The 14,906-nt window shown below is 68.3% G+C and carries 12 protein-coding genes; 10 read left to right on the forward strand and 2 right to left on the reverse strand.

Features of this window, described 5'->3' with window-relative positions; all coding sequences use genetic code 11:
* Window positions 1-50: 50 nt before the first annotated feature.
* The gene (locus ACI8AK_RS02320; protein ID WP_456954981.1) at window positions 51-797 is read left to right on the forward strand and encodes an enoyl-CoA hydratase-related protein; all 747 of its coding nucleotides are present in this window, start codon (window positions 51-53) and stop codon (window positions 795-797) included.
* A gap of 6 nt (window positions 798-803) precedes the next feature.
* On the opposite strand, the gene ACI8AK_RS02325 is transcribed toward ACI8AK_RS02320, so the two are convergent.
* Together ACI8AK_RS02325 and ACI8AK_RS02330 are read right to left on the reverse strand one after the other, a co-directional pair.
* Complete coding sequence (locus tag ACI8AK_RS02325) at window positions 804-1,427, reverse strand: hypothetical protein (protein WP_456954982.1); 624 nt, start codon at window positions 1,425-1,427, stop codon at window positions 804-806.
* Window positions 1,428-1,473: 46 nt separating this feature from the next.
* Complete coding sequence (locus ACI8AK_RS02330) at window positions 1,474-3,087, reverse strand: acyl-CoA synthetase (RefSeq protein WP_456954983.1); 1,614 nt, start codon at window positions 3,085-3,087, stop codon at window positions 1,474-1,476.
* Window positions 3,088-3,305: 218 nt separating this feature from the next.
* On the opposite strand from ACI8AK_RS02330, the gene ACI8AK_RS02335 reads away from it, so the two are divergent.
* The 9 genes from ACI8AK_RS02335 to ACI8AK_RS02375 all read left to right on the forward strand — a co-directional run bounded on the left by ACI8AK_RS02335 (window position 3,306) and on the right by ACI8AK_RS02375 (window position 14,884).
* Window positions 3,306-4,565 carry a diguanylate cyclase domain-containing protein gene (locus ACI8AK_RS02335; protein WP_456954984.1) on the forward strand — a complete coding sequence of 420 codons (1,260 nt, stop codon included), beginning with the start codon at window positions 3,306-3,308 and terminating at the stop codon, window positions 4,563-4,565.
* A gap of 180 nt (window positions 4,566-4,745) precedes the next feature.
* A complete protein-coding gene (locus tag ACI8AK_RS02340; protein WP_456954985.1) occupies window positions 4,746-5,120 on the forward strand; it encodes an HNH endonuclease in 375 nt (124 codons plus the stop codon).
* Between the two features lie 131 nt (window positions 5,121-5,251).
* Complete coding sequence (locus ACI8AK_RS02345; protein ID WP_456954986.1) at window positions 5,252-6,238, forward strand: HNH endonuclease; 987 nt, start codon at window positions 5,252-5,254, stop codon at window positions 6,236-6,238.
* Between the two features lie 328 nt (window positions 6,239-6,566).
* Window positions 6,567-9,182 (forward strand): Z1 domain-containing protein, encoded by a 2,616-nt coding sequence (locus ACI8AK_RS02350; RefSeq protein WP_456954987.1) that lies wholly within the window; start codon window positions 6,567-6,569, stop codon window positions 9,180-9,182.
* The gene (locus tag ACI8AK_RS02355) at window positions 9,183-10,163 is read left to right on the forward strand and encodes a PD-(D/E)XK motif protein (protein WP_456954988.1); all 981 of its coding nucleotides are present in this window, start codon (window positions 9,183-9,185) and stop codon (window positions 10,161-10,163) included.
* Window positions 10,160-12,076 (forward strand): hypothetical protein, encoded by a 1,917-nt coding sequence (locus ACI8AK_RS02360; RefSeq protein WP_456954989.1) that lies wholly within the window; start codon window positions 10,160-10,162, stop codon window positions 12,074-12,076. Before ACI8AK_RS02355 ends, ACI8AK_RS02360 begins: the two co-directional genes overlap by 4 nt.
* Window positions 12,073-12,975: a hypothetical protein gene (locus ACI8AK_RS02365; RefSeq protein WP_456954990.1), complete on the forward strand. Its 903-nt coding sequence runs from the start codon at window positions 12,073-12,075 to the stop codon at window positions 12,973-12,975. Before ACI8AK_RS02360 ends, ACI8AK_RS02365 begins: the two co-directional genes overlap by 4 nt.
* Before the next feature lie 2 nt (window positions 12,976-12,977).
* Window positions 12,978-14,333, forward strand: a complete 1,356-nt coding sequence (locus ACI8AK_RS02370) for a hypothetical protein (RefSeq protein WP_456954991.1) — start codon at window positions 12,978-12,980, stop codon at window positions 14,331-14,333.
* Window positions 14,330-14,884 (forward strand): very short patch repair endonuclease, encoded by a 555-nt coding sequence (locus ACI8AK_RS02375; protein WP_456954992.1) that lies wholly within the window; start codon window positions 14,330-14,332, stop codon window positions 14,882-14,884. Before ACI8AK_RS02370 ends, ACI8AK_RS02375 begins: the two co-directional genes overlap by 4 nt.
* Window positions 14,885-14,906 lie beyond the last annotated feature (22 nt).

The following is a 14,906-nucleotide window of genomic DNA, read 5'->3' on the forward strand; positions in this document are numbered from 1 at the left end:
TGCCTGCGGATGGTCCCCGGGCCCGCGGGCCCCGATCCGGAGGTGCGCTCGTGGCTGACGCCGAGGTCCTGCTCGAGGTCGACGGCGGCGTGGCGGTGGTGACGCTCAACGCGCCCGACCGCCGCAACGCGCTGACGCCGCAGATGGCCGGCGAGCTGATCGACGTGTTCGACGAGGTGGACGCCAAGCCGGAGGTCGGGGCGCTCGTCGTCCGGGCGGTGGGGAAGTCGTTCTGCGCGGGCGGCGACGTCGCGACGCTGACGAACGCCGGCAAGGACCCGGCCGCGCCCGACGCCTACGAGGGCATGGGCCGCATCTACGACTCCTTCTACCGGCTGGGCCAGGTGAAGGTGCCGACGATCGCGGCCGTCCGCGGCTCCGCCGTCGGCGCCGGGATGAACATGCTGCTGGCCGCCGACCTGCGGATCGTCGCGAACGACGCCCGGCTCCTGGCCGGCTTCCTCAAGCGCGGCCTGCACCCCGGCGGCGGGCACTTCGTCATCCTGTCCCGGCTGATCGGCCGCGAGGCCGCCGCGGCGATGGCGCTGTTCGGCGAGGAGATCAACGGCACCAAGGCCGTGGAGCTGGGCCTGGCGTGGGAGTCGGTGGACGACGCCGCCGTCGAGGACCGCGCGCTCGAGCTGGCCCGCCGCGTCGCCGCCGACCCCGAGCTCGCCCGCGTGGCCGTGGGCAACTTCCGCAGGGAGGTCGTCAACGGCGCGGTGAGCTGGGAGGTCGCCACCCAGTTCGAGCGCCCCGCGCAGATGTGGTCGATGCGCCGGTCCGCCAAGGACTGAGACCGCTCACACCGCCTCGGGGACGTGCAGGTGGGCGAGGACGAGGTCCATCTCGGCGACGTCCACGATCTTGGCGCCCAGGGCCTGCGCGAACTGCTCCCGCAGGGACCGGGCGTGCCGGCGCACCAGCCCCGCGGCGTCGCGGTCCTCGAAGCTGGTGACGCTGACCGTCCGGCCGAGGCGCCGGTCGACCAGCATGCTGACGCTGCAGAAGCCGGGTAGCTCCTGCAGCTTGGGCAGCAGGTTGTGCCGGTAGGCGTCGAGCAGGTCGTCGAGGTGGTTCGGCGCGATGCGGGCCCAGGTGACCTGCGCGCCGGCGCCGTCCCCGGCCGGACGGTCCCGGTGGAGGACCGCGATGTCCCACTCCCGGACGTCGGCGTGCCCGCCGCCGAGGGTGTGCAGCAGGCGGTGCTGGACGGTGCGGTCCTCGGCCGCGGTGGCGCGCATGGCCTGCTCGTCCCTCCAGGCGGTCGCGACGATGCAGCGGCCGCTGTCGCGGTCGGCGAGCATGGAGAGGCCGACGCAGCCGTCGGTGTTCTGGACCGTCGGCAGGACGTCGTCGCGCACGTAGGCGATGGCGGCGTCGATGCCGGCCGTGTTGCCGCGGATGCTCGTGGACCGTGCGTGCATGCGCCGCTCTCCTGACCTGGTGGGGACGCCCCTGCGGCGTCACGGCTCAGCCTGTCGACGCTCGGTGCGCGAGGCAATGGCCCAGCCGTCGGGCAGCCTCCCCGGGCCGGTCCACGTCAGTGGACGGCGCGCTCCTGCCCGGCCCAGTAGGCCGGCGCAACTCGCGCTTGAGCACCTTGCCGACGGGGGAGAGCGGCAGCGCGTCGACGACGTCCATCGACCGCGGCGTCTTGTACCCGGCGAGCCGGTCGGCGCAGAAGGCCCGCAGTTCCTCGAGGGTGACGGTGGCGCCGGCCGCCGGGACGACGACGGCGTGCACCCGCTCGCCCCAGGTCTCGTCGGGGACGCCGATGACCGCGCAGGTGGCCACCGCCGGGTGCTGGGCGAGGACGCTCTCCACCTCGACCGAGTACACGTTCTCCCCGCCGGAGATGATCATGTCCTTGATGCGGTCGGTGAGGTACAGGTAGCCCTCGTCGTCCATCCAGCCGGCGTCGCCGGTGTGCATCCAGCCGCCGCGCAGCGCCTCGGCGGTCTCCTCCGGCCGGTCCCAGTAGCCGAGCATCACGTGGCCGCCGCGGACGACGATCTCCCCGACCTCCCGGCGGGGGAGCTCGACGTCGTCCGGGCCGACGACGCGCACCTCGGCGTGCGGAGCGGCGCGCCCGACGGAGCGTCGGTGCGCGGGGTCCTGGTGGTCGTCGGGGGTGAGCACGGTGGCCGCCGGGGCGAGCTCGGTCATGCCGTAGGCCTGCATGAACCGGGCGTTGGGCAGCGCCTTCATCGTCCGGCCGAGCAGGGCGTCGGACATGGGGGAGGCGCCGTACATCACCCGGCGGACGCTGGTCAGGTCGAACTCGTCGACCCGCGGGTGGTCGACCACGAGCTGGATCATCGTGGGGACCAGCAGCACGTCGGTGACGCCGTGCTCCTGGACGGCGGTCAGCACGGCGACCGGGTCGAACACCGGGATCATCACCTGCGTCCCGCCGACCACGACGGCGCCGACCCAGTTGGAGAAGGCGGCGAGGTGGAACATCGGCGCCGAGTGCAGGCCCACCCGGCCGGGCGGGAAGTGGTCGGTGGCCAGCCCGCCCATGGACGACGTCAGCAGGTTGTCGTGGCTGAGCATGACGCCCTTGGACCGGCCGGTGGTGCCGCCGGTGTAGAAGACGCCGGCGAGGGCGTCGCCCCCGCGGCGGACGTCCTCGACCGGCTCGTGCGCTCCCACGAGCTCCTCGAACGCCAGCATGCCGTCGGGGGTCGGGCCGTCGCCGGCGTGGACGAGGTGCTCCAGGCGCGGGTGGGCCGCCCGGATCGGCTCGGTGTACGCGGCGAAGACGTCGTCGACGACGAGGACCCGGGCGTCGACCTCGGCGAGGGAGTCGGCGATCTCGGGGACGCTCCACCGGATGTTGACCGGCACGACGACGCCGCCGGCCCACAGCGTCGCGCCGAGGAACTCGTGGTAGCGGTCGGAGTTCAGGGACAGGACGGCCGCGCGCTCGCCGTCCCGGATCCCGAGCTGCTGGAGAGCGGCGGCCAGGCGGGCGATCCGGTCGACGGACTCGGCGTGGGTCCGGGTGCGGCCGGCGCAGACGGTGGCGATCTCGTCCGGGCGCTGCTGGACGTGGCGGTGCAGACCCTGGGTGACGTACACGGTGCCGACCTCCCGATACGGTAGGGACCCGGAGCGTCGCGATGACGGGTTCTTCGGCGACAGAGGCGGACGGCCCTGGGGCCGCGGGACGGGCCGCGAGCCGCGGGAAGGCGCGGTCTCGCCGTCGGGAGGGTCCGGCTCGGCGCCTCGGCGTCGAGGGGTGACCCGGTGGCGCAGCGTGTTCCGTCGGTGACGCTCGGCCGCTAGCGTCGTCGTGCGTGACCGCCGCCGTCCCGACGCCGCGCCTGCCCGACTCCGTGCCGGTCGGCGCCCCGCTGCCCGATCCGCGGGCGGCCGTCGCCGAGGCGGCGCGTCTTGCCGCGATCGCCAGCTACCGGCTGCCGGGGCACGCCGGGGTGTCCGACCTCGACGCCGTCGTCGCGTACATGGCGGAGACGGTGGAGGCGCCGATCGCGGTCATCAACCTGGTGGGCCCGGACGAGCAGTGCTTCCCGGCCGAGCGGGGCGCGGGCGCGCCGTACTCGCACGTGCCCGACGAGCTGTCGTTCTGCGCCTATGTGGTGGCGCTGCGGGCGTCGCTGCAGGTGGCCGACGCGCTCGACCACCCTGTCTTCCGCGACAACCCGGCCGTGGCGGCCGGCGCGATCCGCTCCTACCTCGGGGTGCCGCTGATCGACGAGGACGGCTTCGTCCTCGGCTCGCTGGGGGTCTTCGACGACGAGCCGCGGGCGTTCTCCCGGGCCGAGGAGGAGCTGCTCGAGAACCAGGTGCGGCTGGTGCGCAGCGTGCTGTCACTGCGGCGGCAGGTGGCCGCACACCGGTGGGACGGCGAGCTGCTGGCCGCGCAGGGCCGGACGCTGGAGGCGGTGGCGGCCGGCCTGCCGCTGGAGACGGTGCTCGAGACGCTGGCCTCGTCGACGGCGGGGCTGGCCGAGGACGCGGACGCGGACCAGGCGGTGCGGCTGCAGGAGACGGTGGACCGGCTGACCGCGGTGGCGACCAAGGCCGACGGCTGGCGGCAGGCGCTGCTGCGGTCGGCCCGGCAGGACCCGCTGACCGGGCTGGCCAACCGCAGCCACCTGCTCGACACCGGCCGTTCCGCGCTGGCGCTCGGGGGAGCGGTGCTGTTCGTCGACGTCGACCGGTTCAAGGAGGTCAATGACCGCGGCGGGCACGCGGTGGGGGACCAGTTGCTCGTGCGACTCGCCGACCGGCTACGCCGGCACGTGGAGCGGGAGCTGCCGAGGGCCGTAGTGGGTCGGCTGGGCGGGGACGAGTTCGTGGCGGTCCTGCCGGGGGTGGACGCTTCCACTGCTGAGGGGATCGGGCACGGGCTGGCCGCCGTCCTGGTGGACGAGGTCGAGGTAGGACGGCGGACCGTGCGGGTGTCGGCCTCCATCGGGCTGGCGATGGCCGCACCCGGGACGACGCTGGACGAGGTGCTCTCGCTGGCGGACCGGGCGATGTACGGCGCCAAGGAGCGCGGGCGCGGCGTCCTGCACGTGGTGGAGATCTAGCGAGCTCCTGTGCCGACCGCGGACATCGCCCGCGTTGAACGGATCGCGCCTGACTAGAACTTACGGTGGCGTCATGCCTAGGCGCAGCAAGGCGGACGTGCCCAACCGGATCGTGCGGATCTTCCTCGAGCACGCAGGCGAGCAGTACGACCGCAGCGAGGCCTCAAGCCCTACAGCAAGATGACCGAAGAGCTGCTCGACTACTTCGGGCGCGCGTGCGCCTACTGCGCTGCGCAGGACGGACCACTGGTTGAGGAGCACGTCGTGCCGATCAACCGGGAGAGCGTCGGACTTCACGCCTGGGGCAACCTCGTGCCGGCCTGCAAACCCTGCAACGCTGCGAAGCGGAACTTTCCGTGGAAGCAGCACATGGCTGCGCTGCCGCTGTCATCCGCCGTCAGAGTCGAGCGAACCGACCGCATCGCATCCTTCATCGCCGAATACCGCTACGAGCCGGACGTCGAACAGCTCAGGCTGATCGTGTCGAAGCTGTATGACCTCTCCGACCGGCAGACCCGTGGGCTGCTCGAGTTCGGCCCTGCTTGCCTCCGCTGACGTCCTCCAGGGCCTGCACGGGCCGGCGCCGGTCATCGGCGAGCTGACGCCTTCCATCTGACGCAGACTCCGGTTCGCGCCGTAACGGTCAATGCCCGCGTGTGCGGCTTGCCCGTGCTTATCGTCCGCGTGTGACCCAAACTGACGTGTCGCGCGAGGACGTGCGCGCGGCGATGGAGGAGTTCAACCGGCTCGGCCGGGACGGCTTCCTGGCCAGATACGCGCCCTATGGCCACCGCAAGGCTCGTGACTACTTCGTCAACGACGCCGGCGCCCTTTACGACTCGAAGGTGCTGGCAGCCGCCGCGCACGGGATCCGCCACGGCCGGCCCCTGCGCGCCGACGAGTTCTCCGGAGGGGACAGCCACGTCGCCGACCTGCTCCGCAGCCTGGGATTCACCGTCACCACACCTGGACCCGACTGGACAAGGGACGAGCTCACGCTCGTCTGCGCCGCAGTGGTCGAACGGGGATGGCGGGAACTGCGCACCGAGTACCCCGAGGCGGTCGAGCTGTCCGCACTGCTGCGGTCGATGCCGACCCATCCACGGGAACTGCAGAGCCCTTCGTTCCGCAGCCCCGCCAGCGTGTCCCGCAAGTCCAGCGACCTGGTTACCCGACGCGGCGACTACACCGGCGAGCGGACCAGAGGCGGCCGGCTCGACCAGCGGATCGTCGACGCCTTCATCACCGCTCCCGAGGCCAACCTGGCCCGGGCAAAAGTGCTCCGCGACCTCGTCGGTCAGCCCACGCCCCAAGCGGTGCCGGACATCGACGGCGAGGGGGCCGACGAAGGAGGTCTCCTGGAACGCCGGCATCTAGCCTACGAGCGCGACCGCGGCCTGCGCCAGCGCAAGATCAAGTCGGTGGTGGACGTCGGTGGCCGGATCGAGTGCGAGGTCTGTTCCTTCGACTTCGCCGCCACCTACGGCGACCGCGGGCGCCAGTACATCGAGGTCCACCACCGGACGCCGCTGCACGTCACAGGGCCGACGCGCACGAACCTCGCCGACCTCGCACTCTTGTGCTCCAACTGCCACAGGATGATCCACCGCAGGCAGCCCTGGCTAACCGTGGAAGAACTCAAGATCAGCGTTGCTCGACAGGTCGGGAGCTGAGCGTCCAGCCAGCCAGGCCCGCATGAGGCTTCTACCGACATCGGGCATGTGGCCAGCTCTCGTGGCAGGGCCGTTGGTCGGCCGGTGTCTCTACCGCTGCTAGTAGTGCGCCCAAGCCCGACCGACGGATTGGCCCTCGGGCTCTGGTGCTTGAGGGCACCCCTGCTCCGCAGCAGGAATTCCGCGGACGTGCGAGGGGCGCCTGTGTCGGGAGGTGCACGTTCGACTCGTCGCTGAGCACTAGAACCGCGTGTGCGTCTCCCTCAGTTACGCTCTCGTTCCGTTACGTGATCAAGACGGGGGACAAGTGACGCCCAATAGTGCCGCCGTGCAGGCCGCCTACGCGATGTTCATCGGTCTGCTGCGCCAAGATCAGTCGCCGGAGGCTGCAGAAGCCTCGATGCGGGACTTGATCCCGAACGACGAGGTCGTGACCGCCGCTGTGAAGAGGTACCACGAGACCGCCGCGGGGATCATCGCTGCTCGCGAGCCGAATGCCCTGACGGATCCTCGGCGGATCGTCCCTTGGTATACGGGGTCGCGTCCCGCGGACGACTTCTGGCCGGCGTTGGAGCGGGCGCTGACCGAAGCGGGGTCGATGGGGCCGGACGGTCTCGAGTCCCTTGACCGCGCGTCGACCAAGGTGGTTGCCAGCCTGCCGGCGCCATGGCGCCGGGATTTCCGAGGCCGAGGCCTCGTGCTGGGCTACGTCCAGAGTGGAAAGACTTCCAATTTCACCGCGGTCATATCCAAGGCTGCCGACGCCGGCTACCGGCTATTCATCGTGCTCTCAGGCATCCACAACAACCTCCGTCGACAGACGCAGGTACGACTGGATCAGCAGCTCGTCGCCCTCAACAAGAAGCGCTGGATCGGGCTGACCAACAGCGGAGCCGACTTCGGTGACCCGGGCAACACGGACGCGCTCCTCGCGCAGGACCAGCTCCGTGTGCTCGCAGTCGTCAAGAAGAACAAGACGCGCTTGGAGAACCTCTGCGATTGGCTCGAGAAGGCTTCTAAATCAACGCTTCAGAACTGTCCAATCCTTGTCATCGATGACGAGGCAGACCAGGCCAGCGTTAACACCAAGGGCGCGGATCGCGCTGAGATCAACAAGCTGATTCTTCGATTGCTCAACCAGCCAAAGGCGGCCTACGTCGGATATACGGCGACGCCCTTCGCCAATATCTTCATCGACCCCTCCGTGCCTGAGGACTTGTACCCGAGCGACTTCATTGTCGACCTTCCGAGGCCCGACGCATACTTCGGCGCTGAGCGCCTGTTCGGGCGCGAGCCTCTGACCGAGGAAGAGGCGGAACTCGGCGCGGATGGCCTCGATCTCGTGTCGGAGGTTCCGATGGAAGAGGTCACTCACCTCCGTCCCCCGCGCAAGCGGGCCGACCGAGACTCGTGGAAGCCGCGCATCACGCCTTCGCTGCAAGAAGCTATCCGCTGGTTTGTCCTTGCAACGGCAACTCGACGTGTCCGTGGTCAGAGCGACCGGCATTCATCTATGTTGATCCACACGACGCAGCTCTCTTCTATGCACTTCCGGTACAGGGAACCCATTGAGGGGCTTCTGATGTCACTACGCGGGGAGGCGGGCCGCGCTGCACTAGCGGAGGTGTGGCGTCGACAGGCCGACCGGGTGTCCGCTCAGGAGTTGGGCGAACAACCTGTCACCTTTGAACAGGTGTCCGCGGAGGTTGATGGAGTCCTCCACGACATCAAGGTGGTGGTGGACAACTTCCAGAGCGCGGACCGCCTCGACTACGGCGATGAGGCTCAAGTTGTCATCGTAGTTGGGGGAAACACCCTGTCACGGGGACTTACGCTCGAGGGTTTGGTTGTCAGCTACTTCCTGCGGACTGCGAGCGCCTACGACACGCTCCTCCAGATGGGAAGATGGTTCGGCTACCGCCCAGGCTACTCGGACCTTCCCCGGATCTGGATGACTAAGGACCTCGCTGAGTACTTCCAGTTCCTGGCAACAGTCGAAGCGGAGATCCGGGTCGACATCTCGCGGTACGAGCGCGAGGATCTCACGCCCCGCGAGTTCGCGGTTCGAGTGCGCACGCACCCGCAGCTGGCGATCACTTCTGCACTCAAGATGAAGGCTGCCCAGGACGTCGCTGTGTCCTACAGCGGCCGGCGCCTTCAGACGATCCTGTTCAACCACCGCGATCGGGACTGGCTGATCGATAATCTGCGTGCCAGTCGCCGGCTGCTCGCCGCAGCGGAAAAGGTGAATGGTGGGGCGCCTCGCAAAACCGGCAGCAACAGGTACGTGTATGACGGTGTTCCGGTGAATGTTGTGGTCGATTTCCTGAGTCGGTATCGGTTCCATGCTGATGCGCAGGATCTCAACTCTGACCGGATCGCCGAGTACATCGGGCGCCAGAACGGCTACGGTGAGCTCGCGACATGGAACATCGCCGTCGTGACTCGCGGCACCGAACATGCGGGGCGTCTTATCGAGCTTGGCGGCGGCTTGCCGCCGGTGGGTCTGATCAACCGGGCAGCCTTTAGGACAGTGGCTAAGCCGCACGCGAACATCAAGTCCCTCATGTCTCACGAGGACCGCGTCATTGACCTCGACATGGACGCGGCGAAAGTTGCCGAGATGTCCGACGCCGAACTGCAGGAATTGCGTCCCGTCGGTATTGGACTCGTAGTGCTGTATCCCATCGACAAGGACTCGAAGCCACTCCGCGCTCCGCGCCCCGGGAAGGAGCCTGTGCGCGTCGACCTAGATGCCGCGGAGGACGTCATGGGGATCGGCCTCGTCTTCCCCGAGGCGACAGTCAAGGACTCTGCCGTGCGCTACAAGGCAGTTGGCCTGCCCCTGGGTGACGTTGAGGAATTCGACGACGTGGACGACGCGGAGGACGTTGACGTCGAGAGCATGGACACCGAGTCCAGCCTGAACGGTGTCGAGGCCTGAGTGCGCGACGACGTTGCGGCTGCGTTCCACGCGCTTTCCAAGTCCCAGGAAGCAAGCGAGGTGCTCCTAGTCTCGCTTCCTGTTGCGACGCCCGCCGGCGACCTCATGGCAGCCGTCGATCACGACGGAACCCAACACGTCTTGGTGCCGGTGCCACCTGGGACACCCGTGGCGCCGGACCGGAGGTCCAAGTCGGTCACGCTGGAGCGTCGCGAGCTCATAGTCCAAGGCAGCCGGAGGCTGTTCGTCGACGTGGCCTGTCACCGGGTGGAGCTCAGGGACGTGTTCGAGCGGCTGGCGGGGGAGATCTGCGAGCGCGTGCTCGCGCGACCTGATGATTACCGGACCATCCCGCAGCTGACGCTGTCACGGTGGCGACAACTCCTCGAGGCGGGGAAGGAGCCGCTGGGAGAGAGCGGCCTGATAGGCATCTACGGGGAGCTTTGGGTTCTACGGCAGCTGGTCGCCGAGGATCCGCTCCGTCGAATCGAGCACTGGATTGGCCCTGACCGGGCCGTGCACGACTTCCGTCGTGGCGCTGTCGCCCTTGAGGTGAAGGCCTCGAGCGCCCGGAATGGCCGAACCGTCGAAATCCACGGCCCAGAGCAGCTGGCGGCCCCAACGGCGGGGCGCCTGTATCTCGTCTACCTCCGCCTCGGGGAGGCGTCGGCTGGGATGACCCTCCGGCAGCTGATAGACGAGATCCGGGGGCTCGGGGTGGATCCGGCCGACTTCGAGCGGATCCTCGCCCGTACGGGCATCTCTGAGTCCTCGGACACCCGCCCCTTCGAGGTGCGGGAGGAGCTCTGGTACCACATCGACGAGACGTTCCCCCGCGTCGTGCCGACCAGCTTCATCGGCGGTCGAGTGCCTGAGGGTGTTCTGAACCTCAACTACCAGCTCGACTTGGCCGGGCCCCATCCGGCGGCCCTGCCCGCGGGTGCCCGCATCACCGTCCTGAGGGAGCTCGCAGCGCTGTGATCTCGATGAACCACTTCGCAGAACCCCGCGCGCCGCATGGCGGGCTGGCGGGGGAGGGGGCGCTCAACCTCCTCGGGCGTCCGGATCTCGATCCGTACGTGGTGCTCGTCCGGGAAGCGGTCCAGAACAGCTGGGACGCCCGCGCGGGCGACGGTGACGTCCGTGTATCGCTCGGTCTGAGCGAGGTCACAACTGAACAGCGTCTCGCCTTGAAGGACGAGGTTTTTTCATCCCTTCCGCCGAAGGGGGTCTTCAACAACGTCCTGGAGAGCGGCGACGTCGAGCTCGAGCGTGCGCTGAAAGACCGCGGGTTGCGGATGCTGTGCATCACCGACCGGGGAACGAAGGGTCTCGGTGGTCCCCTCCGTGCGGACCGTCCAGCAGATGAGGGCGAAGCGACGAACTTCATCGACCTCGTCTTCAACATCGGCCAGCCTTCTGATCGGGAGCTCGGTGGCGGTACCTACGGCTTCGGCAAGACCATCAGCTATCTGGTCAGCGGTTGTCGTACGGTCCTCATCCACACCAGCGCCAACTACCGAGGGCGGATCCAGCAGCGGCTCATCGCCCAGACCATCGGACGCCAGTACGACTACAGACGACAGAACTACACGGGCCGGCACTGGTGGGGTCGCTTCGGGAGCGACAACGCAGTTGAGCCTGTCACCGGCGACGCCGCCAAGCGGCTGGCTGACCGGCTGGGACTCCCGGCCTTCTCCGCCGAGGAGACGGGGACGACCATCGCAATCCTCGCGCCTGACCTGGCAGGACGTGAGCCTCACCAGGTCGTCAACTTCATGATCGAAGCGCTGCTGTGGAACTTCTGGCCCAAAATGGTGGCCAGAGACGGGTCTCGGCCTGCCATGACCTTCGTCGCGACCTTGGATGGCGAAGCCATCCCGGTGCCGGATCCACGTCAGACACCGCCACTATCTGCCTTCGCCCAAGCACTGGATTCCCTGAGGGCGTGCGATGACGAGGGAGCGGCTCCGGAGCTGTATCCCCTACAGCACATCAGGAACATCAAGTCGCAGCGGCCCATCGCCAATCTCGGGTGGCTCGCGATGCACGCCGTACCTTTCGCGACTCGGCCCATCCTGGATTGTGGACTGGACGACCACGGGCAACAGCGCACCGCCGCTCCGTTCACGGGACCGTCCCATCACGTGGCCGTGATGCGTCGAGCGGAGCTCGTGGTGCAGTACCGCTCCGGGCCTGCACTGACCAACAAGGGGCTCGAGTGGGCCGGCGTCTTCCGCACCTCGGAGGAGGTGGACGCTGCCTTCGCCGCAGCGGAGCCCCCAACCCACGACACCTGGAACCCGACTCTCGTCAGCGAGAGACGCCAGCGCACCTACGTGAACGTGGCGCTCCGAGACATCAAGGCTGCAGCGGAGGACGCATTCGCGCCTGCCGTGCGGCTCGGCGGCGGAGAGGTCCGAGAGTCGGGAGTCGTGGTCGCAGATCAGCTCGGCCAGCTTCTGAGTGTCTCAGCAGGAAACGGGCCGAGGGCACCACGTACGAAGAAGACCAGTTCCAGTGCGAGTGGTGGTGGCCCGACAGCGAAGGCTGAAATCCGTCGGCGATGGCTCGAACCCGAGACGGAGGGACGGACCCGTCTCTGTATCGAGTTCGCGGTGACGCCAAGGCGGGGGACGCAGGCAACGGAGGTCATGGCCCTCGTGGCGGCTGCTGGTCCGGATGGTGTCTCGCGAGAGAAGGAGGCGCCCGTCGGGGCCCCCGTGCCGGAGGTCCTCGGGTACTGGCGGGATGGCCGCCCCGTGCCCGACGCAGGGGAAGTACTGCAGGTGGCTGCGGACGACCAAGGGGCCTGGTGTCTCAAGGTGCTGCAACCACGTGACGTCGGAACCGTCGTCGATCTCAGGCTTGAGCCCTTGGGTGTCGAGTCATGAGGGTCGTGACTCTGCCTTACCTCCAAGCGGAGACCGAACCCCAGTGCGGCCAGTGGATCGTCGAGCTGCGGGGCGACCGGCAGCCCCTCCCGCTCCTTCTCAAGGGATGGGACTACACGTCAACCATCACGCTGGAGTCCATTGTCCGGGTCTCTCGCGACCAAGTGCTCCGGGAGTGTGGACTGCCCGACGATGCAGAAATCGCCGTCACAGCACTGTGGTCGGCGTCGTCGACGACGGCTCGGTCTGTAGGCGCCACAGTCCCCATCGTCGGGGACCGTGCGATCAACCTCGCATTCGATGTACCGCCTGGTGTGGCCGGCGGACGCTTGACGATCGAACGGCTCATCGTCCTGCTACGTCCCGGGACGGGCGGGGCAGCGCTCTCTGCTACACGACCGGGGTCCGTCCTGTGGAGGGAGTCCCGAGATGAGCAGGCCAGCTGCCTCCTCGAGGGCGATGCCTCGCGGTTCCCCACTGACGTCATCGACTTCGGCCAGTCAGGACTGGGGGATGCCGGAGGCATCTGGTGGCTTCAGCACGATCTGACCGACCTGGATGCGAACCCTCTCGCCTGTCTGCGCATCAGGATCAACAGTGCCCATCCGGTGGGGACCAGGCTCGTTCGGGGCACCGCCGACTCGGAGGAGATCAGGAGCGTCCTGTTCTGGGATGTCCATCGCCTCCTCGTGCACGCAGCACTCGACTCCGATGACTTCATCAGCGGCTGGGGCACCTTCCGGATCGGCTCGTTGGGGCACACCTTGGAACAGATCTGCCGACGGCTCTGGCCATACGAGGACGCGAGGTCACTGCGAGCAAGTCGTGATTCGGGTCGATCGAGGTTCGAGGCAGCGATGCAGGCACGGACCGGTCTGCTCGCTGAGGCGGTGAGCTGAGCGTGTACGTCTACCCACGGCTGTCGGACATTGCGGCGCGGACTCTCCTCGAGGAGTACGCCGAGCTCGAGCCAACCGAGCTGCGGAAGAGGGCAGAGACCAATCACCCGGATGCGGCGCCCGTCGCGGTCGGTGGTACGGCTGTACCTGAATCCTCGATCGAAGACGTCGCGGTCGCGCTACGTGAGCTCGCGGACCGGCTCGGTTTCCCCGATTCTCTGAGCCGGGCCCGGATCGGTGACTTCGACCGACCAGCCACCGCCCTGCTGCACGAGCACATGGCGATCGTGCCAGCGGACGCCGCCGCGGACGAAGTGTGGAACTTCCTCGCGATGGTGGTTCTTCCAGACCTGAGCGTATGGCGCTTTCCGGACCGGGCGGAGAAGCGCATGCTGGGACGGCCGCGCAATGTCCTGCGCCGCCTCTGGTGGCGCGCCGAGATCGTGGGTGCTGATCTCATCGACCGCGCTGACGGTCTCGGCGAGGACGAACTCGTCAACATCATGGAACGCCCCACCCTCGCTGCGGACCGGCGCCTTGCCAGGAGGATGGCAGCCGCGATCTTGGGGGCTCCTAGCGGAGCCGTCAGCCGAAGTGAACTCATGCGGGACTTCGCGAAGCGGATGCTGCGGGCGCAGGGCGCTTTCTGTCTTGATGTCCTCCCTGACGACGAACTCGACGCTGTCGTGCAGCGGGAGCTGCAGCAGGCCATCGCGGCCATGACCGGCAAGCCGGTCAGCCAGGTTGCGACGATGCGCGAACCAGTTGTCGTCGATGCGGTGCATCCGGTGCCTGTCCAGGTCGAAGTGCCATCTGAGCCAGCTGCTGCATCGTGGACGAGGCCTTACGAGCACGGCGAGGCGCACGGCAAGGCGTCCCCTGCTAACTGCCGCTTCCGTCCCGACAGTCCTCTGGCGACGCCCTACCTCACCCGGTACTTCGAGAGGCTGATTCGGAAGGAGGCGCCCGTCCATGTCGAGACCCTCTACGAAGCCTTCCAGCGGGACTGGGAGGTGGACCCATACGGGGGCGACATGCCGGACGCTCTTGACCGGGCGCTGCACCGCTGCTCGATTGCGGGGCAGCGCATAGACGTGGCCACAGACAACTTCATCCGGCTGCCCGGCCAGCTGCTCGAGCAGGTCCGGGTGCCCTCCAACGGAGACGTACGGGCGCCCGGCCGCGTGCCTCCCGAAGAGATCCGGCTGGCCATGTCCCATCTGCGCCAGGAGCACCCAGGCGCCGGGCTGGACGTCCTGGCCGGCGCCCTGTGCGAGCTGTTCGGCTGGTCCAAAGGCGCAGTCTCGCGTCGGTTCCTGCAGGAGGTCGGGTTGACGGTCACCGCAACGGGGGGATGACCGACGCGACCGGGCGGATCGTCCAGGTGTGGTACCTCGATGTGGCCGAGAGATCGGCCACGTCACCCCCGCGACGGACGTATGTTCGAGAGGTGGTCGAAGGTGGTCGGGGCCGACGCGTGAAGGCTCAACGACCGCCCGCCCGTGACGCGCAGGTAAGTCGTCAGATGCAGCGGATGCCCCGCCGGGACACAGGCCCGGAGGTCGCCCTGCGGCGCGAGCTACACGCACGGGGACTCAGGTTCCGGAAGGAGTTCCGAGGCCTGCCGGGGCGTCCTGACATCGTCTTCACGCGAGCTCAGCTTGCTGTCTTCGTCGACGGGTGCTTTTGGCACCGGTGCCCGCTCCACTCCACTCGTCCGAAGACGAACGCCGCATGGTGGGAGGCCAAGCTCGACGCCAACGTGGCAAGGGACCGAAGACAGGACCAGCAGCTCACCGACGCCGGCTGGACTGTCATACGGGTCTGGGAGCATGAGCCGGTCGACACCGCCGGTGACCGGATCGAGGCGGTGTGGCGAACGTTGCGTGGCGAGCCGCCGCGGTCCTGAGCTCGCCGTGTGAGAGCCTGGA

The sequence above is a fragment of the Geodermatophilus sp. SYSU D00867 genome (assembly GCF_054050315.1).

Bases quoted from the DNA above. Each gene is read 5' to 3' on its own strand.
- ACI8AK_RS02325 (WP_456954982.1), bottom strand. From the start codon at position 1,427: ATGCACGCACGGTCCACGAGCATCCGCGGCAACACGGCCGGCATCGAC.
- ACI8AK_RS02340 (WP_456954985.1), top strand. From the start codon at position 4,746: ATGACCGAAGAGCTGCTCGACTACTTCGGGCGCGCGTGCGCCTACTGC.
- ACI8AK_RS02375 (WP_456954992.1), top strand. From the start codon at position 14,330: ATGACCGACGCGACCGGGCGGATCGTCCAGGTGTGGTACCTCGATGTG.
- ACI8AK_RS02365 (WP_456954990.1), top strand. From the start codon at position 12,073: ATGAGGGTCGTGACTCTGCCTTACCTCCAAGCGGAGACCGAACCCCAG.